Source organism: Pseudomonas sp. B21-017 (genome assembly GCF_024749245.1).
Lineage (GTDB): Bacteria > Pseudomonadota > Gammaproteobacteria > Pseudomonadales > Pseudomonadaceae > Aquipseudomonas.
In genome coordinates, this window is sequence record NZ_CP087194.1 from 4,874,272 (window position 1) to 4,901,155 (window position 26,884).

The 26,884-nt window shown below is 60.4% G+C and carries 28 protein-coding genes; 14 read left to right on the forward strand and 14 right to left on the reverse strand.

Translation table 11 applies throughout. The features are described from left to right. Positions 1–4: 4 nt before the first annotated feature. The 7 genes from flgK to LOY28_RS21980 form a co-directional block, all read right to left on the reverse strand. A complete protein-coding gene (gene flgK, locus LOY28_RS21950) occupies positions 5–2,065 on the reverse strand; it encodes a flagellar hook-associated protein FlgK (protein ID WP_258612539.1) in 2,061 nt (686 codons plus the stop codon). A gap of 23 nt (positions 2,066–2,088) precedes the next feature. Further along, on the reverse strand, positions 2,089–3,387 hold the full coding sequence (gene flgJ, locus LOY28_RS21955; RefSeq protein ID WP_258612540.1) for a flagellar assembly peptidoglycan hydrolase FlgJ: 1,299 nt from the start codon (positions 3,385–3,387) through the stop codon (positions 2,089–2,091). 11 nt (positions 3,388–3,398) lie between these two features. Beyond that, on the reverse strand, positions 3,399–4,508 hold the full coding sequence (locus LOY28_RS21960) for a flagellar basal body P-ring protein FlgI (RefSeq protein WP_018929948.1): 1,110 nt from the start codon (positions 4,506–4,508) through the stop codon (positions 3,399–3,401). A gap of 6 nt (positions 4,509–4,514) precedes the next feature. Continuing rightward, complete coding sequence (gene flgH, locus LOY28_RS21965) at positions 4,515–5,210, reverse strand: flagellar basal body L-ring protein FlgH (RefSeq protein ID WP_007938561.1); 696 nt, start codon at positions 5,208–5,210, stop codon at positions 4,515–4,517. Between the two features lie 52 nt (positions 5,211–5,262). After that, complete coding sequence (flgG, locus tag LOY28_RS21970) at positions 5,263–6,048, reverse strand: flagellar basal-body rod protein FlgG (RefSeq protein WP_018929947.1); 786 nt, start codon at positions 6,046–6,048, stop codon at positions 5,263–5,265. 45 nt (positions 6,049–6,093) lie between these two features. Next, complete coding sequence (locus tag LOY28_RS21975; protein ID WP_026286705.1) at positions 6,094–6,834, reverse strand: flagellar basal body rod protein FlgF; 741 nt, start codon at positions 6,832–6,834, stop codon at positions 6,094–6,096. 354 nt (positions 6,835–7,188) lie between these two features. Then, entirely contained in the window at positions 7,189–8,748 is a 1,560-nt protein-coding gene (locus LOY28_RS21980; protein WP_007938551.1) for a sigma-54-dependent phenylalanine hydroxylase transcriptional regulator PhhR, read from the reverse strand. A gap of 281 nt (positions 8,749–9,029) precedes the next feature. On the opposite strand from LOY28_RS21980, the gene phhA reads away from it, so the two are divergent. The 6 genes from phhA to LOY28_RS22010 all read left to right on the forward strand — a co-directional run bounded on the left by phhA (position 9,030) and on the right by LOY28_RS22010 (position 13,376). Beyond that, complete coding sequence (gene phhA, locus LOY28_RS21985; RefSeq protein ID WP_018929945.1) at positions 9,030–9,815, forward strand: phenylalanine 4-monooxygenase; 786 nt, start codon at positions 9,030–9,032, stop codon at positions 9,813–9,815. A gap of 105 nt (positions 9,816–9,920) precedes the next feature. After that, on the forward strand, positions 9,921–10,277 hold the full coding sequence (locus tag LOY28_RS21990) for a 4a-hydroxytetrahydrobiopterin dehydratase (protein ID WP_018929944.1): 357 nt from the start codon (positions 9,921–9,923) through the stop codon (positions 10,275–10,277). After that, entirely contained in the window at positions 10,277–11,470 is a 1,194-nt protein-coding gene (locus LOY28_RS21995; RefSeq protein ID WP_018929943.1) for an amino acid aminotransferase, read from the forward strand. The genes LOY28_RS21990 and LOY28_RS21995 overlap by 1 nt, the downstream gene beginning before the upstream one ends. A 212-nt stretch (positions 11,471–11,682) precedes the next feature. After that, positions 11,683–11,814 (forward strand): hypothetical protein, encoded by a 132-nt coding sequence (locus LOY28_RS22000; protein WP_007938543.1) that lies wholly within the window; start codon positions 11,683–11,685, stop codon positions 11,812–11,814. Between the two features lie 75 nt (positions 11,815–11,889). Beyond that, the gene (locus LOY28_RS22005) at positions 11,890–12,072 is read left to right on the forward strand and encodes a hypothetical protein (protein WP_007938541.1); all 183 of its coding nucleotides are present in this window, start codon (positions 11,890–11,892) and stop codon (positions 12,070–12,072) included. A 104-nt stretch (positions 12,073–12,176) separates the two neighbouring features. Then, the gene (locus LOY28_RS22010) at positions 12,177–13,376 is read left to right on the forward strand and encodes an MFS transporter (RefSeq protein ID WP_018929942.1); all 1,200 of its coding nucleotides are present in this window, start codon (positions 12,177–12,179) and stop codon (positions 13,374–13,376) included. On the opposite strand, the gene arfB is transcribed toward LOY28_RS22010, so the two are convergent. Together arfB and LOY28_RS22020 are read right to left on the reverse strand one after the other, a co-directional pair. Further along, positions 13,373–13,786: an alternative ribosome rescue aminoacyl-tRNA hydrolase ArfB gene (arfB, locus tag LOY28_RS22015; RefSeq protein WP_007938537.1), complete on the reverse strand. Its 414-nt coding sequence runs from the start codon at positions 13,784–13,786 to the stop codon at positions 13,373–13,375. The two genes, LOY28_RS22010 and arfB, sit on opposite strands and share 4 nt — an antisense overlap. 101 nt (positions 13,787–13,887) lie before the next feature. Then, a complete protein-coding gene (locus tag LOY28_RS22020) occupies positions 13,888–15,300 on the reverse strand; it encodes an amino acid permease (protein ID WP_064619561.1) in 1,413 nt (470 codons plus the stop codon). A gap of 947 nt (positions 15,301–16,247) precedes the next feature. On the opposite strand from LOY28_RS22020, the gene LOY28_RS22025 reads away from it, so the two are divergent. After that, positions 16,248–16,385 carry a hypothetical protein gene (locus LOY28_RS22025; protein WP_007938535.1) on the forward strand — a complete coding sequence of 46 codons (138 nt, stop codon included), beginning with the start codon at positions 16,248–16,250 and terminating at the stop codon, positions 16,383–16,385. Positions 16,386–16,452: 67 nt separating this feature from the next. Further along, positions 16,453–17,418 (forward strand): leucyl aminopeptidase, encoded by a 966-nt coding sequence (locus LOY28_RS22030; protein ID WP_258612541.1) that lies wholly within the window; start codon positions 16,453–16,455, stop codon positions 17,416–17,418. A gap of 131 nt (positions 17,419–17,549) precedes the next feature. On the opposite strand, the gene rluB is transcribed toward LOY28_RS22030, so the two are convergent. The 5 genes from rluB to LOY28_RS22055 form a co-directional block, all read right to left on the reverse strand. Then, positions 17,550–18,815: a 23S rRNA pseudouridine(2605) synthase RluB gene (rluB, locus tag LOY28_RS22035; RefSeq protein ID WP_018929938.1), complete on the reverse strand. Its 1,266-nt coding sequence runs from the start codon at positions 18,813–18,815 to the stop codon at positions 17,550–17,552. A 193-nt stretch (positions 18,816–19,008) separates the two neighbouring features. Next, positions 19,009–20,007 carry an SMC-Scp complex subunit ScpB gene (gene scpB / locus LOY28_RS22040; RefSeq protein WP_258612542.1) on the reverse strand — a complete coding sequence of 333 codons (999 nt, stop codon included), beginning with the start codon at positions 20,005–20,007 and terminating at the stop codon, positions 19,009–19,011. An 11-nt stretch (positions 20,008–20,018) separates the two neighbouring features. Continuing rightward, entirely contained in the window at positions 20,019–20,777 is a 759-nt protein-coding gene (locus LOY28_RS22045) for a ScpA family protein (protein ID WP_253548957.1), read from the reverse strand. A 66-nt stretch (positions 20,778–20,843) separates the two neighbouring features. Continuing rightward, a complete protein-coding gene (locus LOY28_RS22050) occupies positions 20,844–21,473 on the reverse strand; it encodes an L-threonylcarbamoyladenylate synthase (RefSeq protein WP_007938530.1) in 630 nt (209 codons plus the stop codon). Between the two features lie 13 nt (positions 21,474–21,486). Beyond that, positions 21,487–22,350, reverse strand: a complete 864-nt coding sequence (locus LOY28_RS22055; RefSeq protein WP_018929935.1) for a PHP domain-containing protein — start codon at positions 22,348–22,350, stop codon at positions 21,487–21,489. A gap of 87 nt (positions 22,351–22,437) precedes the next feature. On the opposite strand from LOY28_RS22055, the gene LOY28_RS22060 reads away from it, so the two are divergent. The 6 genes from LOY28_RS22060 to LOY28_RS22085 all read left to right on the forward strand — a co-directional run bounded on the left by LOY28_RS22060 (position 22,438) and on the right by LOY28_RS22085 (position 26,855). Continuing rightward, positions 22,438–23,034: a septation protein A gene (locus LOY28_RS22060; RefSeq protein ID WP_064619571.1), complete on the forward strand. Its 597-nt coding sequence runs from the start codon at positions 22,438–22,440 to the stop codon at positions 23,032–23,034. Position 23,035: 1 nt separating this feature from the next. After that, the gene (locus tag LOY28_RS22065) at positions 23,036–23,335 is read left to right on the forward strand and encodes a YciI family protein (protein WP_019579534.1); all 300 of its coding nucleotides are present in this window, start codon (positions 23,036–23,038) and stop codon (positions 23,333–23,335) included. Between the two features lie 110 nt (positions 23,336–23,445). Beyond that, positions 23,446–23,859 carry a hypothetical protein gene (locus tag LOY28_RS22070; protein ID WP_064619574.1) on the forward strand — a complete coding sequence of 138 codons (414 nt, stop codon included), beginning with the start codon at positions 23,446–23,448 and terminating at the stop codon, positions 23,857–23,859. A 7-nt stretch (positions 23,860–23,866) separates the two neighbouring features. Next, positions 23,867–24,544, forward strand: coding sequence for a response regulator transcription factor (locus LOY28_RS22075; RefSeq protein WP_258612543.1), 678 nt, complete (start codon positions 23,867–23,869; stop codon positions 24,542–24,544). 281 nt (positions 24,545–24,825) lie between these two features. Then, the gene (locus tag LOY28_RS22080; RefSeq protein ID WP_018929931.1) at positions 24,826–25,275 is read left to right on the forward strand and encodes an LTXXQ domain-containing protein; all 450 of its coding nucleotides are present in this window, start codon (positions 24,826–24,828) and stop codon (positions 25,273–25,275) included. A gap of 239 nt (positions 25,276–25,514) precedes the next feature. Next, positions 25,515–26,855 (forward strand): cell wall metabolism sensor histidine kinase WalK, encoded by a 1,341-nt coding sequence (locus LOY28_RS22085; RefSeq protein ID WP_258612544.1) that lies wholly within the window; start codon positions 25,515–25,517, stop codon positions 26,853–26,855. The last annotated feature ends 29 nt before the right edge of the window (positions 26,856–26,884 follow it).

Sequence of the window (26,884 nt, forward strand, 5' to 3'; positions counted from 1 at the left end):
CTCCTTAAAGACTGTTGATCAGTGTGCTGAAGATTTCCTGCGCAGCCTTGATGATCTGCGAAGACGCGGTGTAGTACTGCTGATACTTGACCAGGTTGCCGGTTTCCTCATCGAGGTCGACACCGGACAACGAGTCGCGAGCGCCCTTGGCGTTGGCCAAAATCGCGGTGGTCGCAGCACTGTCGAGCTTGCCTTGCGCGGCCTTGGCACCGACGCCCGAGACCAGTTTGCCGTAGGCATCGTTCAGGGAAATACCGTTGCTGGCCGAACCGGTGTCCACGGTCTGCTTGGTCTGCAAGGCAGCCAGCGTGGTGCCGTTACGGTTATCCAGCGAACCCGGCTGGCTGAGCGATACGTTGATCGCAGTGCCGTTACCTGGCGAACCGGCCACGGTCATGTCGAACGACACAGTGCGCTGCACGATGGGCGGTCCCGGATCATTGATCGCGGCGCCGGTGCCGTCGACCAGCGGAATGGTCAGGCTCAGCGTATTGTTCTGGCCCGGCACGATGGTGCCGCTGCTGAGCGCGTTGCCTTGGGCATCGAGCATTTGGTAAGTCTGAGTCGTACCACCGGCCGCACCAAATACGATCTTGACCGGCGTCGACGTCTTCAGGCCGTTCTGGATCGTGGTGGTGGTCGCCGTGTCGTAGATATCGAACTTGGTGGTCAGGGTCGGCTGACCGCTGGCCGGAATCGTCAGTGTGCCGCTGCCGCCCGCAGCAATGGCCGCGCCCAACGGTGCCGCGATGGCCAGACGCTTGGAGTCGGTCATCTCGGTCTTGATGTTGGTCGCCGCGTTGCGGGTCGGGGTGATCTTGAACGTGTCGCCGGCGGCTGCGGTGCCACCGGAAAGTGTCATGGAGAAACCATCGATCACCGGCGGTGGCGTGGTCAGCGTGCTGAACGCGCCCATGGCGGTGCCTTCTGGCAGACGCTGCACGGTGTAGTTGGTGGCGCTGGTGAAGGTGACCTTGTAATCGTTGATGGTCAGCTTGCCGCTGTCCTCGATGCTCACATCGAAGTTGCCTGAGCCGGCGCTGTTACCGACCGTGGCAACGCTGCGCTGAGCCATTTGCGCTGCGGTGTTGATGCTATTGAACAGGTTCGAACCGAAGTCACCGTTCTTGTCGATGCCCTGGGCCTGGACGGTGTTCATCTGATCGGCGACGACCAGCGCCACACGCCCCAGTTCATTCATGGCCGGGTCCAGCACGGTGCTGCGATAACGCAGCAAGCCGCCCATCTCGCCACCGGTCATCACCGAGGTGATATCGATGGTGCTCGAACCGCGATTGAGCTGAATGGCCGAACGCGACGGATCGTCTTTGCTCGGCACCACTTCCAGCTTGCTGGCAGTGCTGCCCATGACCAGCGGTTGACCGCTGCCCAGGTAAATGTCGAGGTTGCCGTCACGCTCGATCACCTGCGCACCGGTGAAGGTGGACAACTGGCGCACGGTCTCGTTGCGCGCGTCGAGCAAGTCGTTAGGCTGGCCGCCGGCGTTGGAAACTTCCGAGATCTTCTGGTTCAACTGGGCCACGGTGGCCGCCAGTTTGTTGACCTGATCGGCCATGTCCGCCAGGTTGCCGTTGATGTCCGCGTTCTGCGCGGTCAACTGGCTGGAGATCGAGTTGAAACGGTTACTCAGGGCTTGCGCATCGCTGAGCAGCAGTTGGCGGGAAGCGTCGTCGCCCGGTTTGGCGTTGACGTTCTGTACCGAGGCGAAGAACTTGGTCAGGGCGCCGTTGAGGCCGGTGCCGCTGTCTGACAGCAACTTATCGAGCGGGCTGATCTGCCCGGCATAGGCAGCCGAGTCGCTGTTGAGCGAGGTGGTGGTTTGCAGTTGCGCATCGAGGTAGCTGTTGTACACCCGACGCACATCGGCCAGGGTCGTACCCGTGCCGATGTAGACATTGCCGAACTGATTCGAGGCCTTGCTGCCCTGCACGGTTTGCTGACGCGAGTAGCCTGCGGTGTCGGCGTTGGCAATGTTGTTACCGGTCACCATCAACGCGCTTTGGCCAGCGGATAAACCCGACATCCCGATGTTGAGCAAACTCATGATTCAAACCTTATGCCTTGTGCCTATAAAGGCGTAGTGGAAGCGCCCGCTGCAGCGTAGTTTTGGTAACTCGTCATCTGCTTGGCTATCTGCGAAATCTTGCTTGCGTAATCCGGGTCGGTTGCATACCCGGCTTTTTGCAACTCGCGTACAAACTGTTCTGGGTTATCGGCCGACTTCAGCACATCTTGATAGCGATTGTTGCTTTGCAGCAGCGTCACAAGGTCATGGAAACTGTCCTTGTAAGAGGCGTAGGAACGGAACTCAGCCGTCTCCTTGACCATCTGGCCATTTCTGAATTCGCTGGTGATCGCCCGCGCCGAATCACCCTTCCAGTTACCACTGGCCTTGATCCCGAACAGGTTGTGGCTACTGCTGCCATCCTGGGCGCGCATGACCGATTTGCCCCAACCGGTTTCCAGGGCGGCCTGAGCCACCAGGTAACGCGGATCGACACCGATACGGTCGGCGGCTTCTTTGGCCATTGGCAGCATGGTGTTGACGAATTCGTCGGCGGAGCTGAAGGCTTTCTTCGCCGGTGCCAGGGGGATTTGAGCCATGGCACGACCATAAATCTGCAGGCGCCCGCTGGAGGTCGTATCCGTTTGCGAAGCCAGCCAATCGCCGTTGTACAGCGGGCCGGAACCGGTCGCGGTGCTCGGCGGCACCTGGATTCTGTTTTGCGTTGCGGAGGCGGTCGTTGCCGTGGTCGATGCCGATGGCACCAGCCCGGCGAGCAAACGGTCGGCCAGTTTCGGTGGCAGCGCCAGACGCCGCTGATTGATCAGCGCCATGTCGTTGCGGTGTGCGCCCTCGCCCGCACCTGCCGGCGCCCTCACCGCGCGTGAAGCCCACAACGGGCGCTCGCCGTTGAGGCGCGACAGCGGCCCATTGGTGGCGACCGTACCGGCGGCAATCGGTGTTTCCACGGCGGCCTTCGCGGCGGCTTGCTTGGCGGCAGACGCTGCAGCAGCCTCACCCGGTGCCAACGGTTTGTTCTTCGACATCTGGCGCATCAGCACGTCAGCCAGGCCGATACCGCCGCCTTCGCGAGACAGGGAAACGGCCAACTGCTGGTCGTACATTTCCTGGTATTGCTTGGCTGCCGGCGTGTTGAGCGGATTATCCTTGCCCAGCGCTTCGGTGGCCGAGCGCATGGACTTGAGCATTTCGCCGAGGAACAGCGACTCGAATTCCTGCGCCACTTTGCGCATGTTCGCATCGCTGTTCTTGTCGCCGACCTTGAGCTGATTCAAACGATTCAGGTCCGAGTAGGAACCCGAATCGCTACTGCTGACCAGACCGCTTTTGCGCATATCCATGATCGCCGCCCTCAGATCACGATCAGGTCGGCTTGCAACGCGCCGGCCTGTTTCAACGCTTCGAGGATCGCCATCAAGTCACCCGGTGCTGCGCCGACCTGGTTCACCGCACGAACGATCTCGTCGAGGGTGGTGCCCGGGCCGAACTTGAACATCGGCTTGGCTTCTTGCTGAGCGTTGACCCGCGAACGCGGCACGACCGCCGTCTGCCCGTTGGACAGAGGGCCGGGCTGGCTGACGATCGGGTCTTCGGTGATGGTCACGGTCAGGCTGCCGTGGGTCACGGCGGCCGGGGAAACCTTGACGTTCTGGCCGATCACGATGGTGCCGGTGCGCGAGTTGATGATGACTTTCGCCACCGCCTGACCCGGATCGACTTCGAGGTTTTCCAGGATCGACAAATAGTCGACCCGCTGGCTTGGATCGAGTGGCGCAGTCACGCGGATCGAGCCGCCATCGATGGCCTGAGCGACGCCAGGGCCAAGCATGTCGTTGATCTTGTCGACGATGCGCTTGGCCGTGGTGAAGTCCGAACGGTTGAGGTTCAGGGTCAGGCTGTTGCCCTGATTGAAGCCGCTCGGCACTGCCCGCTCGACCGACGCACCGCCGGGGATGCGACCGGCCGACGGAACGTTGACGGTGATCTTGGAACCGTCACGACCTTCGGCATCGAAGCCGCCGACCACCAGGTTGCCCTGAGCCACGGCATAGACGTTGCCATCGATACCTTTGAGCGGCGTCAACAGCAAGGTGCCGCCGCGCAGGCTCTTGGAGTTACCGATGGACGCTACGGTGATGTCTATCTGCTGACCCGGCTTGGCGAACGCTGGCAAATCGGCGCTGATCGACACGGCCGCGACGTTCTTCAATTGCACGTTGCCGGAACCTGGCGGCACCTTGATGCCGAACTGCGAGAGCATGTTGTTGAAGGTCTGCAGGGTGAACGGGGTCTGGGTCGTCTGGTCACCGGTGCCGTTAAGCCCTACCACCAGGCCATAGCCGATCAATTGGTTGGAACGCACGCCGGAAATACTGGCGATGTCCTTCAGCCGTTCGGCTTGAGCATCGAAGGCTGCGCACAGCAAAAGAGCGCCCACCATCAGGTGTTTAAGATTCAACATAGCCACCTAGAAAGGGAACAGCGGGCTGAGGAAGAAACGGTCGAACCAGCCTGGCTGACTCGCATCGGCAAACGCACCGGTGCCCGAATAGGTGATGCGTGCATCGGCGACACGGGTCGACGACACGGTGTTATCGGTGGCGATGTCATCGGCACGAACGAGGCCGGCAATCCGTACCAATTCGTCACCGGTGTTGAGAGTCAGCCACTTCTCGCCGCGCACAGCGATGATGCCGTTGGGCAACACGTCAGCAACGGTCACAGTGATCGAGCCGGTCAAGCTGTTGCTTTGGCCAGTCTTGCTGTCGCCTTTGCTTGCGCGATCAGCCTTGTAGCCGGCGTTCAGGCTCAAGTCGTTGCCACCGATCGGGTTGTTGGTGGTCAGGCTGGAGCCAAACAACGAGGTCAGGCCGACGCTGGTGTCGCTGGTCTTGTCGATCTGCGAGTTGGCGTTCTTGCTCGCCTGGGTGCGCTCGTTCAGGGTGATGGTGATGATGTCACCGACCCGGAATGCCTTGCGGTCGCTGTACAGGTTCTGTTCGAAACCGGCCTGGTAGATCGAGCCGTTATTGGCGGCAGCCGGCAGCGGCGTGCGCGGCAACACCGGGGCGTAGTAAGGGTCATTGGGCTTTGGCGTCGGACCGACGCACCCCGCCAGCGCGGCGACCCCACTCAGTGCCAGAACAGATACGAAGCGATTCATGACCCTACCTCACGGTGTTGCAGGCGACCTCATGGCCGCCTCATAGACTTGATTACAGATTCTGCGTTACGAACGAGAGCATCTGGTCGGCGGTGGAGATCACTTTGGAGTTCATCTCGTAGGCGCGCTGAGTGGTGATCATGTTGACCATCTCTTCAACGGTGCTGACGTTGGACGTTTCCAGAGTGTTCTGCAGCGTGGTGCCAAAACCGGCCAGGCCCGGGGTGCCGACTTGCGGCGCGCCACTGGCAGCGGTTTCCAGGAACAGGTTGTTACCCACCGCTTGCAGACCGGCCGGGTTGATGAAGTCGGCGGTTTGCAGGTTGCCGATCACTTGGGAGGCGGGGTTGCCGGCAACGGTGATGGACACGGTGCCGTCACGACCAACGGTGAACGTCTGGGCGTTGTTCGGAATGACAATGGCCGGCTCCAGGGCAAAGCCGCTGGCGTTGACGATCTGACCGTTGGAATCCAGGTGGAAGGTACCGTCACGGGTGTAGGACGTGGTGCCATCGGGCTGCAGGATCTGGAAGAAACCGCGACCGTCGATGGCCATATCCAATGGCTGCTCGGTGGTTTGCAGGCTGCCGGCGGTGAAGTTTTTCTGGGTGCCGACGATGCGCACACCGGTACCCACTTGCAGACCCGACGGCAGTTCGCTGTCCTGGGTCGACTGGGCGCCTGGCTGGCGTTTGATCTGATACAGCAAGTCCTGGAACTCGGCGCGGTCACGTTTGAAACCCGTGGTCGATACGTTCGCCAGGTTGTTGGAAATGGTGGTGAGGTTGGTGTCCTGGGCGGACAGACCTGTTTTGGCAACCCATAGAGCCGGAAGCATTCGTTTCTCCTCGTGCGCCTGTTTTACGGCGCGACGTTCTGATAATTAGCTGATCTGCAAGACCCGAGCCATGGCCTGGTCATCGTCTTTGGCGGTGTTCATCATCTTGATGTGCAGCTCGAACTGCTTGGCCAGCGCCAGTACCGAAGTCATTTCTTCCACGGCATTGACGTTGCTCGACTCGAGGAACCCAGACACCAGTTTGACGCCGGCATCGGCTTGCGCCGGCTTGCCGTCCTTGGTGTGGATCGAACCGTCCAGGCCTTTGGTCATGTTCTTGAAGTCCGGGTTGACCAGTTTGATGCGGTCGACTTCAGCCATCACACGCGGGCCTTCGCCCATCGCACGGATGCTGACGGTGCCGTCTTCGCCGACTTCGATCTGCTGCTCGGGCGGCACGGCAATCGGCCCGCCATTGCCCATCACCGGCATGCCGTTGCCGGCGCGCAGCACGCCCAGCGCATCAACGTTCAGGCTGCCGGTGCGCACGTAGCTCTCACCGCCATCGGGGTTCTGCACGGCGATCCAGCCGTTGCCTTGCACCGCGACATCGAGGTCACGGCCGGTTTCCACCAGGGCGCCCGGGGAGAAGTCGGTGGCCGGACGTTCGCTCATGGCAAACGCACGCGCCGGAAAGCTGTCACCAAACACCGGCATCGAACGGGCCTGCTCCAGGTCCTTCTGAAAACCATTGGTAGAGATGTTCGCCAGGTTGTTGGCATGAGCCTTCTGCGCCAGTGCATTCTGGCTGGCGCCGGTCATTGCCACATAAAGGTACTTGTCCACACTCTTTCCTCTGCATGCCGGACGTTTGCCGCCCACCGCGGTACTGCTGAGCCACAAGCAATTTACAGACCAACTTTTTTCTGGCGGCGCCGGGCCCGGCAAACAAAGGACTTGAGGGATTTAGAGGGGATTGAGGGAATGTATCGAAGACGAAAAACCGGCGGTGTCATGCCGCCAAGAGGCAAGGATCAGCCTGGACGCTGATCGTTCCCCTGTGGCGAGGGAGCTTGCTCCCGCTGGGCTGCGCAGCAGCCCCAAAAATGACAACCGAATTATTGCAGGCAGATCGCGCAGGTAGGTTTTGCGGCCGCTTCGCGCCCGAGCGGGAGCAAGCTCCCTCGCCACAGAAGCCGCTTAGCCCGGCTCCTTGCCCACCTCATACTCGCGCAACTTATTGGCAATGGTGGTATGGGAAACCCCCAGTCGCTTGCCCAGTTGCCGACTGCTCGGATACTCGGAATACAAGCGCTCCAGCACGGCTTTCTCGAAGCGCCCGACAATCTCGTCCAGCCCACCCTCGAGGGAGAAATCGCCAAGCGGCTGACGCACGCCGTAGTCCGGCAGACGAATGTGCTCGGCTTTGACGGTGCCGCCTTCGCACAGGGAAACCGCCTGAAACAGCACGTTCTCCAACTGCCGCACGTTACCCGGCCAGTGATAGTGACTGAGTCGTTCCATCGCCGCCGGCGCCAGCTTCGGCAGTGGGCAACCGATCTGTCGGCTGGCCTGATCGAGGAAGTGCTCCACCAGCGGCGCCAGTCCGTCGAGGCATTCGCGCAGTGGCGGGATGTGCAACGAGAGCACGTTCAAGCGGTGGTACAAGTCCTGGCGAAATTCACCGCGAGCACACAGCTCGGACAAGTCCACCTGAGTCGCGCAGATCACCCGCACATCCAGATAGACCTCTTCATCGCTGCCGACACGACGGAAGCAACCGTCCTGCAGAAAGCGCAGTAATTTCACCTGCAAGCGCGGGCTCATTTCGCCGACGCCATCGAGAAACAACGTACCGCCCGCCGTCAGCTCCAGGAGCCCGAGCTTGCCTTCGGCCCGCGCCCCTTCGAAGGCGCCGGGGCCGTAGCCGAACAATTCGGTCTCGGCCATGGACTCTGGCAGGCCGGCGCAGTTGAGCGCCATCAGCGGTGATTGCCCGCGCGGGCTCGCCAGGTGACAGGCCCGCGCCAACAACTCTTTGCCGGTGCCGGTTTCGCCTTCGATCAATAGCGGCGCATCCAGCGGTGCCATGCGCCGCGCTTCGCGAACCACCGCCGCCATCACTTTCGAGCTTTGGAAAATGCTGTCGAAGCCGCGCAACTCTTGTTTGCGCACGTTATAGATGCGCTCGCCCACCCGGTCCGCCCGGTGCAGCGTCAACACCGCACCGGCCATGGCCTCGCTTTCGTCATGCTCCGATTGCAGCGGCGCGATGTCGGCGAGAAACACGTCACCCTTGACCTTCACCCGCAAGCCGTTGATCCGCGACTTGTTGGCGCGCACCAGTTCCGGCAAATCGAAGTCTTCGGCGTACCGAGACAGCGGAATCCCCGGCACCTCATCCACCCGCACCCCGAGCAATTGCGCCGCCGCACGGTTGGCCGCGACAATGGAACCGCCCATGTCGATCGACAGCACCGGAAACTCCAGGGCACCGAGCAAGGCATTGAGCTCCATGTGCCGACGCTCGCTGGGCATCAGCCCTACACGCTTGACGCCGAATACCCCACCAATCGCCTCGAACTTCGGCCGCAACGCCTGGAACTGAATGTTGATCAGATTCGGACAGTGCAGATAGATCGCATTGCCATGCTCACCACCCACCTCGCCGCGAGCGACGTTGATCCCGTACTCGACCAACAGGTTGAGAATGTCGCGCAAGATACCGATGCGGTTCTGGCAGTGGACTTTGATACGCATATGAAGGCCCGTAACAGCGGTGATCGAGGCCCGGCGCAAGGAATTTTCTGCGCGAGCACCAAGTTAGTCGTCAAGATTATGTGACACCTGTAGGCCATTTCAAACCCGTAAATATCAATACTTGCGCCACAGCAGACAATACGTAACGAAAACTTTACGAAGAGCGCGGATTTTTCCTACGCAAGACGCGGATCACCTGCTGCAACACCGAACACCTTGGGGTATTTCTAGGTCCATAGCTGTACACACAACAAGAACGATTCCCCTAGCAGGAGAGCAGCATGAAGCAGACGCAATACGTGGCTCGCGAGCCCGATGCGCAAGGTTTTATCGACTACCCCGCTGAAGAACACGCGGTGTGGAATACGCTGATCACTCGCCAACTGAAAGTGGTCGAGGGTCGTGCATGCCAGGAATACCTGGACGGTATCGAAAAACTCGGTCTGCCCCACGACCGCATTCCGCAACTCGGCGAAATCAACAAAGTCCTCGGTGAAACCACCGGCTGGCAAGTTGCCCGGGTGCCCGCGCTGATTCCCTTCCAGACCTTTTTCGAATTGCTGGCGAACAAGCAGTTTCCGGTGGCGACCTTTATTCGTACCCGCGAAGAACTGGATTACCTGCAAGAGCCGGACATTTTCCACGAGATCTTCGGCCACTGCCCGTTGCTGACCAACCCCTGGTTCGCCGAATTCACCCACACCTACGGCAAACTCGGCCTACAGGCCTCCAAGGAAGAGCGCGTGTACCTGGCGCGTCTGTACTGGATGACCATCGAGTTCGGCCTGGTCGACACGCCGCAAGGCCTGCGCATCTATGGCGGCGGCATCCTGTCCTCGCCGAAAGAAACTGTTTACGCCCTGTCGGACGCACCTGAGCATCAGGCCTTCGACCCACTGGAATGCATGCGTACGCCGTATCGCATCGACATTCTGCAGCCGCTGTACTTTGTCCTGCCGAACCTCAAGCGCCTGTTCGATCTGGCCCACGAAGACATCATGGGCATGGTCAAACAAGGCATGCAGCTTGGGTTGCACGCACCGAAATTTCCGCCAAAAGCTGCGTGACCCGCGACTTTTGGCATCAAGTGAGTCTGTTACGGATCGCCGCTTTGCTTTAGCGTGGTCCCACTGACGACCGTTTTTCAAAACACTCGATTTCAGGAACACATCATGTCCACATTGAACCAAGCCCATTGCGAAGCCTGCCGCGCCGACGCCCCTCAGGTCAGCGACGAAGAACTGCCGATCCTGATCAAGCAGATCCCTGACTGGAACATCGAAGTGCGCGACGGTGTGATGCAGTTGGAAAAAGTTTTCCTGTTCAAGAACTTCAAGCACGCGCTGGCGTTCACCAACGCCGTTGGCGAAATCTCCGAGGCCGAAGGTCACCACCCGGGCCTGCTGACCGAGTGGGGCAAAGTCACCGTGACCTGGTGGAGCCACTCCATCAAGGGCCTGCACCGCAACGACTTCATCATGGCCGCGCGCACTGACGAAGTGGCCAAAGACGCCGAGGGCCGCAAATAATGCATTTCGACGCCATCGGCCGAGTACCCGGCGACCCGATTCTCGGCCTGATGGAGGCCTATGCGCAGGACCCTAACCCGCGCAAGTTCGACCTTGGCGTGGGTGTCTACAAAGACGCCCAGGGCCTGACGCCGATCCTTGAAGCGGTGAAGCTTGCCGAGCAGCGCCTGGTGGATCGCCAGGCCACCAAGACTTACATCGGCGGCCACGGCGATGCGGCGTTCGGCAAAGTCATCAACGAGCTTGTGCTGGGTGCTGATTCGGCGCTGATCGCCGAGCAACGGGCCGGCGTCACGCAAACGCCGGGCGGCACCGGTGCGCTGCGCTTGAGCGCCGACTTCATCGCCCAATGCCTGCCGGGCCGTGGCGTGTGGCTGAGCAGCCCGACCTGGCCGATCCACGAAACGATTTTCGCAACGGCCGGGGTCAAGGTCAGTCACTACCCGTACGTGGGCAGCGATAACCGTCTCGATGTCGAAGCGATGCTCGAAGTGCTCAATCAAGCACCGAAGGGCGATGTGGTGCTGCTGCACGCCTGCTGCCACAACCCGACCGGTTTCGACCTGTCCCATGACGATTGGCGCCGGGTGCTGGACGTGGTGCGCAGTCGCGACTTGCTGCCTCTGATCGACTTCGCCTATCAGGGCTTCGGCGACGGCCTGGAGCAAGATGCCTGGTCGACCCGGCTGTTCGCCGCCGAGTTGCCGGAAGTGCTGATCACCAGTTCCTGCTCGAAAAACTTCGGCCTGTACCGCGACCGCACCGGCGCGCTGATTGTCTGCGCGCAAACCGCCGGCAAGCTGGTGGACATCCGCAGCCAACTGGCCAACATCGCCCGCAACCTGTGGTCGACACCGCCGGATCACGGCGCCGCCGTCGTCGCGACCATCCTTGGCGATCCAGAGCTGAAAAGCCGCTGGGCCGACGAAGTGGAAGCCATGCGTTTGCGCATCGCCCAGCTGCGCAGTGGCCTGGTCGAAGCGCTTGAACCCCACGGCTTGCGCGAGCGGTTTGCGCACATTGGCGTGCAACGCGGGATGTTTTCCTACACCGGTTTGTCGCCGGAGCAGGTCAAGCAACTGCGCGAACATCACAGTGTGTACATGGTCAGCTCGGGCCGGGCGAACGTGGCGGGGATCGATGCGACACGCCTGGACCTGCTGGCCGAGGCCATCGCTGACGTCTGCAAGTAACACGATGCAATGGCGAGCTCCCTGTGGCGAGGGAGCTTGCTCCCTCGCCACAGTGGGTCTTCGCCTCCTGCTGACCTGTCTAGACAATCCCATCCGTCGTAACAATTGGATATAAAGTCTATTTGTCATTTTTCCTGCTGTATCCTGCCCAGGCTTTTTTAAAAGCGCGGATCTACCAGATCTATCAACAGACTTAGCGAGGAGCGCGAAACATGCACGAGATCCCTAATCTCCCCTTCCCAAGCCTGCACGAAACTGAGCAGACAACCACGCAACAAGCCGGTGCCCAACAGCCCGAGCCGAAAGAAGCACCTGAACGCCGCCAGGCCGACAGAGAAGACTGATACCCCTGCAATGCCAGACCGTGTGGAAAGCGCTAACATGCGCTTTCCACACTGCCTGAACCGCGAGCCCGCACCATGAGCGATGATTTCACTGAAGCCCAGGCCAGCGTCCTGATCGGCACCGCCGAGAAGATGATCGAGATCTGGAATCGCCTTTCCCCCGAGAAACAAGCCGCCCTACTGGCCCGCTTCGGCAGCGAAGAAAATGCCCTGGCCGCCCTGGTCACGACGCAACTGGTCGCCCCCGCAAAATCCTGATTCATCCCGTTCGGCAATTAGTTTTACTTTTTCACGCCCTGCGACCGTCCACGCCGCTATCATAAGCAGCCTATCTATCCTGCTGCCCCGTGGACCTTTTACCCATGTCTGAAACCCAGCGCCCCCTGGCGGTCACGCTGCAAGTCGTTTCCATCGTCCTGTTCACTTTCATCGGTTACCTCAATATCGGTATTCCCCTGGCCGTATTGCCGGGCTACGTCCACAGCGACCTCGGCTTCGGCGCGGTGATCGCCGGGCTGGTGATCAGCGTGCAATACCTGGCCACCCTGCTCAGCCGGCCTTATGCCGGGCGCATCATCGATAACAAGGGCAGCAAACTGGCGGTGATGTATGGCCTCGCCGGCTGTGGTTTGAGCGGCGTGTTCATGCTGATTTCAGCCTGGACGCAAAGCCTGCCGATGCTGAGTTTGATCAGCCTGTTGATTGGCCGCCTGATACTCGGCAGCGCGGAAAGCCTCGTCGGCTCCGGGTCGATCGGCTGGGGCATCGGCCGGGTCGGCGCGGCGAACACCGCCAAGGTCATCTCCTGGAACGGCATCGCCAGTTACGGCGCGTTGGCGGTCGGCGCACCACTGGGGGTGCTGCTGGTGAGTCAATTGGGTTTGTGGAGCATGGGCGTGAGCATCATGCTGCTGGCGGTGCTGGGCGTGGCGCTGGCCTGGCCGAAAACCGCGGCGCCGATTGTCGCCGGCGAACGTTTGCCGTTCATGCATGTGCTGGGACGGGTGTTCCCTCATGGCTGCGGCCTGGCACTGGGCTCCATCGGCTTTGGCACCATCGCGACCTTCATCACCCTGTATTACGCCACTCAGCATTGGTCCAACGCGGTGCTGTCCCTGAGTTTGTTCGGCGCCAGTTTCATTGGCGCGCGACTACTGTTCGGCAACCTGATCAACCGCCTCGGCGGCTTTCGCGTGGCGATTGCCTGCCTCTCGGTGGAAACCCTCGGGCTGTTGCTGCTGTGGCTGGCGCCGGATGCCCATTGGGCACTGGCCGGTGCAGCGCTGAGCGGTTTCGGTTTTTCGCTGGTGTTCCCGGCCCTGGGCGTGGAAGCGGTCAACCTGGTGCCGGCCTCCAGCCGTGGCGCAGCAGTTGGGGCCTATTCGCTGTTTATCGATTTGTCACTGGGGATTACCGGACCGCTGGCGGGTGCGATTGCTGCAGGATTCGGGTTTGCCTCGATCTTCCTGTTCGCCGCCCTCGCCGCCTTGAGCGGATTGATGTTGAGCGTTTACTTGTACCGACAGGCGCCCAAGTATCGGGAAGAGCGTGAAGCACGCTAAAAATCGACCTTGCCCCGCCCGGCCTTGATGCTGCCGCGCTTGGTCTTTGATTCGAGCCGACGCTTTTTCGAGCCCAGCGTCGGCTTGGTCGGACGGCGTTTCTTTTCCACTTTGGTAGCGCTGAGGATCAACTCGGTCAGACGCTCCAGCGCATCGGCGCGGTTCTGCTCCTGCGTGCGGTATTGCTGGGCCTTGATGATCAACACCCCTTCGCTGGTGATGCGACTGTCGCGCAACGCCAGCAGCCGTTCCTTGTAGAACTCGGGCAGGGACGAGGCCGGAATGTCGAAGCGCAGGTGCACCGCACTGGAGACCTTGTTGACGTTCTGCCCACCGGCGCCCTGGGCGCGAATGGCCGTCAACTCGATCTCGGCATCCGGCAGATGCACGTTGTTGGAAATCACCAGCATGGAAAAAGGTCCGGTATCAGGACCGCCAGAATACCCCGGCTTTCGCATCCTCCACAAAAAACCCGGCACATTGGCCGGGTTTGTTGTTTCTGCGCGTTGCGTTATTTCACCGCGACCTGCAACGCCTGCTGGGCGCTGCGCTTGTTCTTGATGCCGTAGCAGATCCACATGAACGCGACCCACACCGGAATCGCATACACCGAGACCTGGATGCCCGGGATCAGCAACATCACGCCCAGGATGAACACCACGAACGCCAGGCAGATGTAGTTGCCGTACGGGTACCACAGGGCCTTGAACAGCGGCGTCTGCCGGGTCTTGTTCATGTGCTGGCGGAACTTGAAGTGCGAGAAGCTGATCATCGCCCAGTTGATCACCAGGGTCGCAACCACCAACGACATCAACAGTTCCAGCGCGTTTTGCGGGATCAGGTAGTTCAGCAACACCGCGATCAACGTCACAGCGGCCGACGCCAGGATCGAACGTACCGGCACGCCACGCTTGTCGATCTTCGACAAGGCTTTCGGCGCATCGCCCTGCTCGGCCATGCCCAGCAGCATGCGGCTGTTGCAGTAAGTACCGCTGTTGTACACCGACAGCGCCGCGGTCAGGACCACGAAGTTGAGGATGTGCGCGGCGGTGTTGCTGCCGAGCATCGAGAACACCTGCACGAACGGGCTGCCGCTATAGGCATCGCCGGAAGCATTCAGGGTTGTCAGCAGGCTGTCCCAAGGGGTCAGCGACAACAGGACCACCAGCGCACCGATGTAGAAAATCAGGATCCGGTAGATCACCTGGTTGATGGCTTTCGGGATCACGGTTTTCGGCTTGTCAGCTTCAGCGGCGGTGAAACCGAGCATTTCCAGGCCACCGAAGGAGAACATGATGATCGCCATGGCCATCACCAGACCGCTGACACCGTTCGGGAAGAAGCCGCCGTGGGACCACAGGTTGGTTACCGAGGCTTGCGGGCCGCCGTTACCGCTGACCAGCAAATAGCTGCCCAGGGCAATCATACCGACGATCGCCACGACCTTGATGATCGCGAACCAGAACTCGGCCTCACCGAAGACTTTGACGTTGGCCAGGTTGATCGCGTTGATCAGCACGAAGAACGCGGCGGCGGAGACCCAGGTCGGGATATCCGGCGCCCAATAGTGGATGTATTTGCCGACCGCGGTCAGCTCCGACATGCCCACCAGGATGTACAGAATCCAGCAGTTCCAGCCCGACAGGAAACCGGCAAAACCACCCCAGTATTTATGCGCGAAGTGGCTGAAGGAACCGGCCACCGGCTCTTCGACGATCATTTCGCCCAGCTGGCGCATGATCATGAAGGCGATGAAGCCGCAAATGGCGTAGCCGAGAATCATCGACGGGCCGGCGGATTTGAGCACGCCGGCCGAGCCGAGGAACAACCCGGTACCGATCGCGCCGCCGAGGGCGATCAGTTGAATATGGCGATTTTTCAGGCCGCGTTTAAGCTCGCCTGAATGCGAGTTTTGTCCACTCATGAAAAGGGTCTCACGCAAGGTTTGATGATGTTCGGTAGACGTTGCTGCAAGGTTGCGATTTCAAGCAGCGCCGATCAAACCCCAGCGCAGGCACCAGGAGTTCAGCGTTTTTACGACAGTCATGCGTCACCTGTTTGTTTTTATCTGTGACGAAATCGAACCCGACACGCTCGTGACGCGGCGGAGTGAACAAGGCGGATAGCCTTGAGGTTTGCGCTGTTGCGCAGAGGGTCACAGTTAAAACGCGGCGCATTGTACACCGCTAACCCCCTGCTGCCAGACACCGCTGGATCAGCGCGTCGGTTGCCGGGATTGCCTGTGTCCGCCTCGAAGGTCTCGGGCGGCTGCAAAAATTGAGTCAGACCTTTGCAGGTCTTCGACGGGGGCAGCGGAAAAATCGCCCCACGGAGAGAGATGGAGATGAGTCACGGCGTTCATTGCGCCTCCTTCTTGTTATGCACCTGCACGACAGGCATGGGGCGCATCTCACCTTTCAATCGAGGCCGAGACAAGCGCGCCAGAGCCCTTGAACAGCATCATCGTGGCGGCGGACGGCAGGTTTTCCTTACAGCCCTTTCCACAGCGGCATTCCATGGGGTTTGAGCACGCTTTTCGTAAGGATTTATTTACAGCGCGTAACGCATGCTTTCCAAATCAGATCCAGAGAGCCGTCGACTGTAAATTGACGATAGGAAGCTTCCTAAGGAGTTTTCCGACTTAGTTTTCTGTTTTTTATTAGGAAATTTACTTTTTTTAAAATGGAATAATTAGTTCAAATGAAAATTGTTTAATTATTTTTTTGCAATTCAAAAACCTGTGAACTAGGTTTTCAGCGACTTGCCGAGCCGCATCGACCGGCAAGTCGACGCGCTCTTCAATGAATGAAAAACGCGCCACTGTTTTTACCGAAGCTGTTCTTACCGTAAAAGTCATCTAGGAGATTCACCATGCAAGCACTGGACAAAGACTTGGACACTGAACTGCAACTCGACGATTGGTTTGAAGCACCGACCCATGAAGCCGCCGTTGAAATGATGCAAGCCGACGCGGTTGTTCCGTTCGGCACGGCGATGTGGCCTCTGTAAGACATCCCGGCGGGCATGATCCGGCCGGTCGTGCCCGCCACTTACCAGGTTTGTCAGGGAGGACTCCATGGATAAGCAGCGTGCCATCTCGCATTTCCTTTACTACCTCGAACATCACCCAGCCGTTGCCGGCATCAAACCGGCGAAGGTCTTGCTCGGCCATACCGCTGATTACGAGGCGCTGACCGGCGCCATCGTCGAACAGGCCGGCAACAGCCCAAGGTTCGCCTTCAGCGCGATGCGTCTGGACCTCGAACCCACCGAATTGCTGGCCAAGGCGATTGTCGACAGCGATCTGTACATCTTCTTCTACGACTCTTCCACCCTGCCCAACCCGCGTCCCGACGGCCCGGACTTTGTCCGCGCGCTGCAAGGCGTGATGGCGGAAAACTGGAAGAAGTCGCTGCTGTTCAAGGATTACGGCGATTACTTCTACGACACGTTCAGTGTCACCCCGCAGCGGATTGCCGGGTTGAACAGCCACTTGATCCAGCGCATGTCCCAGGCCACCACTTTAAGTTTCAAAGATGAGCATGGCTCGTGGTTCGAAACACCGTTGAGCAGTATCAAGAAGTGGACCGACATCAACGGTGTCGGCAACTTCGACCTGGCGCCCGGCGAGATTGCCACCCATAGCGAGTCGATTAATGGCCGAGTGAAGTTCATGGGGACGTTCCTCAGCACGATTCCGTTTGCCCGCAAGTACGGCGTACTCGCGTCACCACTGGAGTTGTGGATCGAGAACTCGACCATCAGCAAAATCGCCACCGATGTGCCGGGACTGGAACATGACTTCAACAAGTACCTGGACGCCAATCCGTCCAATCGACGCATCGAGGAGCTGGGGATCGGTACCAACGAAGGTGTGAAAGAGTTGTATGCGCGCAATGCCGGGTTCGAAGAGCGCCATTGCGGTTTGCACTTGGGGTTGGGCGGAGGCGCCAAGGGCAGCCATCATCTGGACCTGATCTTCTCTGGCGGCGTGTTGGCGCTGGATGATGAGCCGGTGTTTGATAGGCGGTTTGTCTTCTGAACAACACCGCCCCCTGTGGCGAGGGAGCAAGCTCCCTCGCCACAACGCCACCTGCATATTGAAAACCGGTTCTGCCAGACACAAAAAAACGCCATCCCGAGGGATGGCGTTTTTTATGCTGCGCTTACCGATTACTCAGGCTTGCGACGACCGAAGCCCGGACGCTGGCCGGAGCCGGCTGGCGCACCGCGGCGCTTGCCCGATGGCGCGTCCTTGTCGACCAGCACGATGCCTGGGCGTTTCTTCGGCGCCGGTTTGGCCGGGCGCTTGGTGTCGGCCGGGCGGTCTGCCACCGGCGTACCACGGCCGGCAGGCGCACCGCGATCGCTACGACCACCGGACGGAGCGCCACGGCCTTCGCCACGCTCAGTACGACCGTTGGCCGGACGCGGCGTGCGTGGACCGCGCTCGCCGTCCTGGCGTGGCGCTGGCTTGCGGGCCGGGCGCTCGCCTTCGATCTGCGGCTCGCGAGATGGACGCGGGCCGGCAGCTGGAGCGCCAGCGGCTGGACGCAGGGTCCGTACGCGTTCGGTCTTGCCCACCGGGCGGGACGATTTGCGCTGCATACGCTCGAGCTTGTCTTTGCTCTTGGCGTTCATTTGCGGCATCGCCACCGGCGTCAGGCCGACTTCAGCACTCAGAATGTCGACTTCCTGCTGGCTCATTTCGCGCCAGCGACCCATCGGCAGGTCGGAGTTGAGGAACACCGGACCGAAACGCACGCGCTTCAGACGGCTGACCACCAGGCCCTGGGATTCCCACAGACGACGAACTTCGCGGTTACGACCTTCCATCACCACGCAGTGGTACCAGTGGTTGAAACCTTCGCCACCTGGTGCCTGCTTGATGTCGGTGAATTTGGCCGGGCCGTCTTCGAGCACCACGCCTGCCTTCAGACGCTCGATCATCTCGTCGTCGACTTCACCACGTACACGGACGGCGTATTCACGGTCCATTTCGTAGGACGGGTGCATCAGGCGGTTGGCCAGCTCACCGTCGGTGGTGAACATCAGCAGACCTGTGGTGTTGATGTCCAGGCGACCGATGTTGATCCAGCGACCTTCTTTCGGGCGCGGCATCTTGTCGAACACGGTCGGACGGCCTTCCGGGTCGTCACGGGTGCAGATTTCACCGTCGGGTTTGTTGTACATGATCACGCGGCGTACCGACTCGGCAGCTTCTTCGCGCTTGATCACCTTGCCATCGATGGTGATGGCGTCATGCAGGTCGACGCGCAGGCCGAGGGTGGCGTCTTTGCCATTGACCTTGATGCGGCCGTGGCTGATCCAGGCTTCTACGTCACGGCGCGAGCCGACGCCGATACGGGCGAGGACTTTCTGCAGTTTTTCGCCTGCTGGGCCGATTTCCTGGTCGTCTTTCTGGTCGTTGATACTCATCTGGGCACCTCCCGGTGTGATCAAGTTCAGGCCTTGGCCTGAAGATGTGAAATCTGGTCGTTTGACGAAGGGATCGTCAAAGGGTCGCGAATCATACGCTCATGGAAGCGTTCGCGCATCAGAGACTAGCTGATCGACCGTCGGTTATTAGTTTTTCCGCCGGCCGGTGGTGGCTGCGATCTTCTGACGGAGTTCAATCCTCGAACTGGCGGCGTTCGGCCTCGATCGCTTCGGCCAGGGCCCGGGCTTCGGCTTCTTCATCGCTCAGTTCAGGTTCGGGCTTGGGTTGTTCAAGCGCGGCAACCGCGGCCAGCAGTTTCTCGCGAGCCTCGGCAACGCCAAGAATGTCATCCTCAGGTTCTGGTTCCTGCTCTTCTTCGTCAGCAACTGATGCCTCAACCTGAAGCTCTACCTCGACTTCCGGCTCCGCCTCCGGCTCCGGCTGCTCCGATACCTCTTCAGTCTCGGTCAACTCGCCATCGCGCAACAAATCGTCGAAATCGGTCTTGAGCCCCTCCTCCATCGTGTCCAGCTCCAGCAACAGCGTGTGGAAGCTGGTTTCTTCCTTGGGCTCTTCCGGCTCGGCGCTGGCATCTGCCAATTCTTGCAACCCGGCCGGCACCGGTGCGTCGTCGAACTCGAGCATCGGCTCGGGTTCCAGCTCGCGCAGCTCGGCCAGCGGCGGCAGGTCGTCGAGGTTCTTCAGGTTGAAGTGATCGAGAAACGCCTTGGTGGTGGCGAACATTGCCGGTTTGCCGGGCACATCACGGTAACCGACGATGCGGATCCACTCTCGCTCCAGCAGGGTTTTGACGATGTGGCTGTTGACCGCCACGCCGCGCACGTCTTCGATCTCGCCCCGGGTGATCGGTTGGCGATAGGCAATCAGGGCCATGGTTTCGAGCATGGCGCGCGAGTAACGCTGCGGCCGTTCTTCCCACAGGCGCCCGACCCACGGCGCGAACTTTTCGCGGATCTGCAGGCGATACCCGGAGGCGACTTCCTTCAGTTCGAAGGCTCGGCCGTCGCAGGATTTGCCCAGAATCGTCAGCGCTTTCTTGAAAACCGCTGGTTCGGGCCGCTCGCCTTCTTCGAAGAGTTCGAACAGGCGCTCAAGCGATTGCGGTTTTCCCGAGGCCAACAGAAAGGCTTCAAGCAGTGGCGCCAGCTCGCGGGGTTCAGTCAGGTTCATGATTCAACTCGTTATTCGGCTCGGGCTCGCACATGTATCGCCGCGAACGGCTCATTCTGCACCAGCTCGACCAAGGATTCCTTGACCAGTTCGAGGATCGCCATAAAGGTCACCACTACCCCCAGACGTCCTTCTTCAGCGGTGAACAGCTCGACAAAGGGCACGAAACCGCCACCCTTGAGCCGCTCCAGTACATCGCTCATGCGTTCGCGGGTAGACAGTGCCTCGCGGCTGACCTGGTGGCTTTCGAACATGTCGCCCCGGCGCAAGACCTCGGCCATGGACATCAGCAACTCTTCCAGACTCACGTCCGGCAGCAGCTTGCGCGCCCGGGCTTCCGGCGCGTCGAGCTTGGGCACCACGACATCGCGGCCGACGCGGCTCAGCCCATCGATGCCTTCGGCGGCGGCCTTGAAGCGTTCGTATTCCTGCAAGCGGCGGATCAGTTCGGCGCGAGGGTCGTCTTCCTCGTCTTCAATGGTTTCGGCTCGCGGCAGCAGCATCCGCGACTTGATCTCGGCGAGCATCGCGGCCATCACCAGGTACTCGGCGGCCAGTTCCAGGCGCACCGACTGCATCAACTCGACATAGCCCATGTACTGGCGGGTGATTTCCGCCACCGGGATGTCGAGAATATTGATGTTCTGTTTGCGGATCAGGTACAGGAGCAGGTCGAGCGGGCCTTCGAAGGCTTCCAGAAAGACCTCGAGCGCATCCGGCGGGATGTACAGGTCCAGCGGCATTTCCATGACCGCCTGGCCATAGACCATGGCGAAGGGCAGTTCTTGCTGGGCGCCGGCCTGGCTGTCGACGGGTTCTGGTTCTACTGCAGACATCTACGCCTCGGCCATGAATGGCGTAGGGTCGCCGCAACCGACACGGATGACTTCCGGCTCGCCGTCGGCGAGGTTGATCACGGTGGACGCCTTGATCCCGCCGAAACCGCCGTCGATGATCAGGTCCACCTGATGCTCCAGCAACTGGCGCATTTCGTAGGGATCGGTCAGCGGGTCAGTGTCGCCGGGCATGATCAGGGTCACACTCATCAGCGGTTCGCCGAGTTCTTCCAGCAGCGCCAACGCAATCGGATGGCTCGGCACGCGCAGGCCGATGGTGCGTTTTTTCGGGTGCAGCAACAGCCGCGGAACTTCGCGGGTGGCGTTGAGAATGAAGGTGTAAGGCCCCGGCAAGTGGGCCTTGAGCAGACGGAAAGTACCGGTGTCGATCTTGGCGAACAGCCCCAGCTGCGACAGGTCGCTGCAGATCAGCGCGAAGTTGTGCTTCTCATCCAGTTGACGCAACCGACGCACACGCTCCACGGCGGTCTTGTCACCGATCTGGCAACCAATGGCGTAGGAAGAGTCTGTGGGATAAATCACCACCCCGCCGTTGCGGATGATCTCGACAGCCTGTTTGATCAGGCGCGCTTGCGGGTTTTCCGGATGAATCTGGAAAAATTGACTCACATTCTCTACCTGTTCAGACGGCGGCAATAATTGGGTCATGTTTGAATCGACACCACAGTGGTGGCAGATCCTCCGGGAGCGGGCGGTATTCACCGATCTCGGACCAGCCTCCAGGGCCATGAAAATCACTGCCGGCACTGACCAGCAGACCAAACTCACGGGCAAGAATCGCCAGGCTGCCCACTTGCTCGGCGGGCTGATGGCCATTGACCACTTCAATCGCGTGGCCCCCGGCTTGAATATAGTCAGAAATCAGGCGGCGACGCTTGCTACGAGTGAAATCGTAGTGCCAGGGGTGCGCCAGGCTGACCCAGGCACCCGCGGCGCGCAGGGTCTCGACGGTGTCTTCGAGGGTCGGCCAGTGCAGCTTGACGTCTCCCAGCTTGCCGGCGCCCAGCCATTTGCGGAACGCTTCGGCGCGATCCTTGACGAAACCTTCGCGCACCATCCAGTCGGCGAAGTGCGGACGGGCCGGCGCGTTGCCGCTGTCGCCCAGTTCCTGCTGAATGGCGCGGGCGCCGTCAAGCGCCCCCGGCATGCCTTTCAACGCCAACTTGCGGCTTATTTCTTCGGACCGTAGCCAGCGGCCATCGTGCAATTTGGCGATGGCCTCGACCAATGGCGCGGCATTGACGTCGAAACCATAGCCCAGCACATGAATGGTCGCCCCGCCCCAGGTGCAGGACAATTCGACGCCGTTGACCAGTTGCATCCCCAGCGCCGTCGCGGCGCTACGGGCCTCGTCGAGGCCTTCAAGGGTGTCGTGATCAGTCAAGGCCAGGACTCGCACGCCTTTCTCGAACGCACGCGCAACCAGTGCCGCAGGCGCCAGGGCGCCATCGGAGGCCGTGCTATGGCAGTGCAAATCAACATTCACAGGACTATGTAACCTCAAATCAGCTGACGCTATCGCGCGTCAATATGTTTGTTATTATGCCGCCACATCCTGCTTCTGGCTGCCACTGTGAAACAATTCATCGACTTCATCCCGCTTCTGCTGTTTTTCATCGTCTTCAAAATCGACCCGCGGGTCGTCGACATTGGCGGTCATCAACTGTCTGTCGGTGGTATTTACAGCGCCACCGCGATGCTGATCATCAGCTCCCTGGTGGTCTACGGCACGCTGTACATCAAGCAGCGCAAGCTGGAGAAGAGCCAGTGGCTGACCCTCATTGCCTGCCTGGTCTTCGGCAGCCTGACCCTGGCGTTCCACAGCGAAACCTTCCTGAAATGGAAAGCCCCGGTGGTCAACTGGCTGTTCGCCCTCGCGTTCATCGGCAGCCATTTCGTCGGTGACCAACTGCTGATCAAACGCATCATGGGCCACGCGCTGACTCTACCGGAGCCAATCTGGACCCGTCTGAACATCGCCTGGATCGGTTTTTTCCTGTTTTGCGGTGCCGCCAACCTGTTCGTCGCGTTCACGTTCCAGAGCTACTGGGTAGACTTCAAGGTCTTCGGCAGCCTGGGCATGACTTTGCTATTCCTGGTCGGCCAGGGCATCTACCTGTCCCGCCACCTGCACGACGCCGACACCACAACGCCAAAAACCGAGGACTGACATGCTTTACGCAATCATTGCCACAGACGTCGCCAACTCCCTGGAAGCCCGACTGGCCGCACGGCCTGCGCACCTTGAGCGTCTGCAAGTGCTCAAGGGCGAAGGTCGTATCGTATTGGCCGGTCCACACCCGGCGGTCGACAGCAATGATCCGGGCGCAGCCGGTTTCACTGGCAGCCTGATCGTCGCCGAATTCGAGTCCCTGAGCGCCGCCAAGGCCTGGGCCGACGCCGATCCGTACGTTGCCGCAGGCGTCTACGCCAATGTTCTGGTCAAGCCGTTCAAGCAAGTCCTGCCGTAAAGTTCTCGCGTGCGGTGAATCTTATCGATTCATCGCACGTTCAATCGCTCATTATTCTCGTTTACCGGCCGACAACCTGCCCAATACTCGTATTGGAATCAGGAGTTGCGATGCGCAAAGGTCCGTTGTGTCTGATGTTGGTGACGTTGTCGATCATGGCGCCAGCCCATGGTGAAGAAAGCGCCAATGGCGGTAATTCGACGCCGCTGTCCTTGAGCGCCGGTAGCCAGATCACCGAGTTGCAGCAGCGCTTGAAAGAAAGCGAGCAGCAACGAGAAACACTGAGCAAACAATTGCAAACCACCGATGGCGAGCGCGAAAGCGCCCAGCTGAGCCGGTTGCGCCAGGAGAATCAGCGCCTGAAGCTGCAACTCAAGGAAACCCTGGCCAGCAGCCCGCTACCGCGCCTGCTGACCGATCAGCAGCAGTGGTTCGTTATTGGGGCGGCAGTAGCGCTATTGGCCCTGCTCTGCGGTATCTTCGCCAGTGGTGCCACCAGAAAACGTAGGCAATGGCTAAATTGAGTGAGTCATGAGCGAGCTGTTACTAATTGATGATGACCAGGAGCTGTGTGAGCTCCTGAGCAGTTGGCTGAGCCAGGAAGGCTTTCAGGTTCGCGCCTGCCACGATGGCCAGAGCGCCCGTCGCGCGTTGGCCGAAACGTCTCCGGCGGCCGTGGTGCTGGACGTGATGCTGCCGGACGGCAGCGGCCTGGAACTGCTAAAGCAACTGCGCAGCGACCATCCGGATTTGCCGGTGCTGATGTTGTCGGCCCGTGGCGAACCGCTGGACCGCATCCTCGGCCTGGAACTGGGCGCCGACGATTACCTGGCCAAGCCGTGCGACCCACGGGAACTGACCGCCCGCCTACGCGCGGTGTTGCGCCGCAGTCATCCGACGGCGGTCTCCAGCCAGCTCGAGCTGGGCGACCTATGCTTCAGCCCGGTGCGCGGGGTGGTCAGCATCGATGAACAGGAATTCACCCTCACCGTTTCCGAAAGCCGCCTGCTCGAAGCCCTGCTCAAGCAGCCCGGCGAACCGCTGGATAAACAGGAATTGGCGCAAATCGCCCTCGGTCGCAAACTGACCCTGTACGACCGCAGCCTGGACATGCACGTCAGCAACCTGCGCAAAAAAATCGGCCCACACCCCGACGGCCGCCCACGCATCATGGCCCTGCGCAGTCGCGGTTACTACTACAGCCTGTAAGAACCGAGAAAGAACCGAATAACAGCAACCTGTGGCGAGGGAGCTTGCTCCCGCTGGGCTGCGAAGCGGCCCCACTCTTTACCTAAAAAGAAGGGGACTGCTGTGCAGTCCAGCGGGAGCAAGCTCCCTCGCCGCAGTCTGGTGCCTGCATCTGGAATTTTGTCAGGAAGGCAGAAAACCGTCTTTACCCAAGCTTTACGCTCCGCTGACCGCCGTTGACCTTGATCTGCGTAATCTGCACACATCCGGAACGTACCGGGAACGAGACAAGGAGATACACCATGCGCAAGACTCTTATCGCTCTGATGTTTGCTGCCGCCCTGCCGACCGTTGCCATGGCCATGCCTGAAGGTACGGGCCCGATGGGTGATCACATGGACGGCTCACGCCACAGCGGTCAGATGCACGGCATGCACGGTAAAGGCCCTTACAGCCAACTGGACCTGAGCCGCGAACAGCGCGAGCAGATCCGCAAAATCATGGGCGAGCAGATGCACGAGCGTCAGCAACTGGTCGACAAGTACCTGGAAAAACTCTCGCCAGCCGACCAGAAAGCCCTGAAAGACGAGATGGAGGCCAAGCACAAGAAAGCCGAAGCCGACGTTCGCGCCCTGCTGAAACCGGATCAACAGAAGCAATTCGACGAGATCCAGAAGAAACAAGCTGAGCGTCGCGCCGAATGGGCCGAGTTCAAGGCCTGGAAAGCGCAGCAAGCGCAAAAGGCGCAATAATGCGTTAACCCCGGACCCAACGGCTAATCACCGTTGGGTCTGATGCCTCTCAGTTCGTTGTGGGAGCGAGCCTTTGTGGCGAGGGAGCTTGCTCCCGTTGGGGCGCGAAGCGGCCCCGGTATTTCAAAGTTAAACCGTATGTAACGGGTTTACGACTGCTTCGCAGCCGAACGGGGCGATGCGGCGTTCCGACAAGCCCCCTCGCCACACATTGATTTGAGCTTGTTCGAGGATTTTCTGTGCGCTCATTGTTCTGGCGTATCCTGGCCAGCTTCTGGCTGGCCATCGCTCTGGTTGCAGGGCTTTCCATTTTGCTGGGGCACATGCTCAACCAGGACGCGTGGATTCTCAGTCGCCACCCGGGCCTCAATACCCTGGCCGAACAGTGGACGCAAACTTACGAAAGCCAGGGCGAAGAAGCCGCCCAGGACATCCTGGAGCAGCGCAAGCGCCAATATCACATCGACGTTCAGGTGCTCAACGAGGCAGGAGACCCGGTGGTACGCGGCACCTTCCCTCGGCGTGCAGCCGCCTTCGAAGCACGGCAGCAAAACGATGATCGGCGCCTGCCGTGGCGACGCCTGACCGATGAATACACCAGTGCCAAGACGGGCGACACCTACCTGCTGATCTACCGCATTCCACACCCGGAACTGGACGCCTGGCACCGTGAAAGCCTGCTCTGGCCGTTGAGCGCGCTGGGTATCGCCCTGGTGGTACTGACCCTGTTCAGCCTGTTGGTGACCTTTTCCATCACCCGACCGCTGAGCCGTTTACGTGGCGCAGTGCATGAGTTGGGGCAGACGACGTATCAGCAAAACAGCCTGGCGCAACTGGCTAACCGCCGCGATGAATTCGGTGTGCTGGCCAACGACTTCAATCGCATGGGCGCGCGTCTGCAAAGCCTGATCGGCAGTCAGCGGCAATTGCTGCGCGATGTGTCCCACGAGTTGCGTTCGCCCTTGGCCCGACTGCGCATTGCGCTGGCACTGGCCGAGCGGGCCAATCCCCAGGAGCGGGAAAAACTCTGGCCGCGCCTGACCCGTGAATGTGATCGACTGGAAGCACTGATCAGCGAAATCCTGGTGTTGGCGCGGGTCGATGCCGACAACGCCAGTGCCGAAGAGGTGGATCTCAATGCACTGCTCAATACCCTGCAAAAGGATGCTCAGCTAAGTTCGCCGGAGCAGAACGTGCGCCTTGAGGCCGAGCCGCAACTGAACCTCAGAGGTTGGCCGACCATGATCGAGCGGGCCGTGGACAACCTGCTGCGCAATGCCCAACGCTTTAACCCGGTCGGGCAACCGATCGAAATGCAGGCGGCGCGTCAGGGCGACAGGATTGTGGTCAGCGTGCGCGATCATGGCCCTGGCGTAGAGGCCGAACATTTGAATCAGCTGGGTGAACCGTTCTATCGGGCACCGGGGCAGACAACGGCCGGGCATGGCTTGGGGCTGGCTATCGCACGCCGTGCGGCGGAACGCCATGGCGGCAGTCTGGTGCTGGCCAATCATCCTGGAGGCGGGTTTATTGCCAGCCTGGAATTGCCGTTGGTGCCGGGGGCTGTCGTCCAACCCTGAACTCTGCGGGAGCGGGCAAGCCCGCTCCC

What these genes read in the sequence shown, in the direction of transcription:
- LOY28_RS22020 (WP_064619561.1), bottom strand. Translation starts at nt 15,300, where the DNA reads ATGAGTGGACAAAACTCGCATTCAGGCGAGCTTAAACGCGGCCTGAAA.
- flgJ (WP_258612540.1), bottom strand. Translation starts at nt 3,387, where the DNA reads ATGGATATGCGCAAAAGCGGTCTGGTCAGCAGTAGCGATTCGGGTTCC.
- LOY28_RS22065 (WP_019579534.1), top strand. Translation starts at nt 23,036, where the DNA reads ATGCTTTACGCAATCATTGCCACAGACGTCGCCAACTCCCTGGAAGCC.
- LOY28_RS22025 (WP_007938535.1), top strand. Translation starts at nt 16,248, where the DNA reads ATGCAAGCACTGGACAAAGACTTGGACACTGAACTGCAACTCGACGAT.
- LOY28_RS22005 (WP_007938541.1), top strand. Translation starts at nt 11,890, where the DNA reads ATGAGCGATGATTTCACTGAAGCCCAGGCCAGCGTCCTGATCGGCACC.
- scpB (WP_258612542.1), bottom strand. Translation starts at nt 20,007, where the DNA reads ATGAACCTGACTGAACCCCGCGAGCTGGCGCCACTGCTTGAAGCCTTT.
- rluB (WP_018929938.1), bottom strand. Translation starts at nt 18,815, where the DNA reads ATGAGTATCAACGACCAGAAAGACGACCAGGAAATCGGCCCAGCAGGC.
- LOY28_RS21980 (WP_007938551.1), bottom strand. Translation starts at nt 8,748, where the DNA reads ATGCGTATCAAAGTCCACTGCCAGAACCGCATCGGTATCTTGCGCGAC.
- LOY28_RS22045 (WP_253548957.1), bottom strand. Translation starts at nt 20,777, where the DNA reads ATGGTCTATGGCCAGGCGGTCATGGAAATGCCGCTGGACCTGTACATC.
- arfB (WP_007938537.1), bottom strand. Translation starts at nt 13,786, where the DNA reads ATGCTGGTGATTTCCAACAACGTGCATCTGCCGGATGCCGAGATCGAG.
- flgH (WP_007938561.1), bottom strand. Translation starts at nt 5,210, where the DNA reads ATGAATCGCTTCGTATCTGTTCTGGCACTGAGTGGGGTCGCCGCGCTG.
- flgK (WP_258612539.1), bottom strand. Translation starts at nt 2,065, where the DNA reads ATGAGTTTGCTCAACATCGGGATGTCGGGTTTATCCGCTGGCCAAAGC.
- LOY28_RS22000 (WP_007938543.1), top strand. Translation starts at nt 11,683, where the DNA reads ATGCACGAGATCCCTAATCTCCCCTTCCCAAGCCTGCACGAAACTGAG.
- phhA (WP_018929945.1), top strand. Translation starts at nt 9,030, where the DNA reads ATGAAGCAGACGCAATACGTGGCTCGCGAGCCCGATGCGCAAGGTTTT.
- LOY28_RS21960 (WP_018929948.1), bottom strand. Translation starts at nt 4,508, where the DNA reads ATGTTGAATCTTAAACACCTGATGGTGGGCGCTCTTTTGCTGTGCGCA.
- LOY28_RS22030 (WP_258612541.1), top strand. Translation starts at nt 16,453, where the DNA reads ATGGATAAGCAGCGTGCCATCTCGCATTTCCTTTACTACCTCGAACAT.
- LOY28_RS21995 (WP_018929943.1), top strand. Translation starts at nt 10,277, where the DNA reads ATGCATTTCGACGCCATCGGCCGAGTACCCGGCGACCCGATTCTCGGC.
- flgG (WP_018929947.1), bottom strand. Translation starts at nt 6,048, where the DNA reads ATGCTTCCGGCTCTATGGGTTGCCAAAACAGGTCTGTCCGCCCAGGAC.
- LOY28_RS21990 (WP_018929944.1), top strand. Translation starts at nt 9,921, where the DNA reads ATGTCCACATTGAACCAAGCCCATTGCGAAGCCTGCCGCGCCGACGCC.
- LOY28_RS22080 (WP_018929931.1), top strand. Translation starts at nt 24,826, where the DNA reads ATGCGCAAGACTCTTATCGCTCTGATGTTTGCTGCCGCCCTGCCGACC.
- LOY28_RS22010 (WP_018929942.1), top strand. Translation starts at nt 12,177, where the DNA reads ATGTCTGAAACCCAGCGCCCCCTGGCGGTCACGCTGCAAGTCGTTTCC.
- LOY28_RS22075 (WP_258612543.1), top strand. Translation starts at nt 23,867, where the DNA reads ATGAGCGAGCTGTTACTAATTGATGATGACCAGGAGCTGTGTGAGCTC.
- LOY28_RS22070 (WP_064619574.1), top strand. Translation starts at nt 23,446, where the DNA reads ATGCGCAAAGGTCCGTTGTGTCTGATGTTGGTGACGTTGTCGATCATG.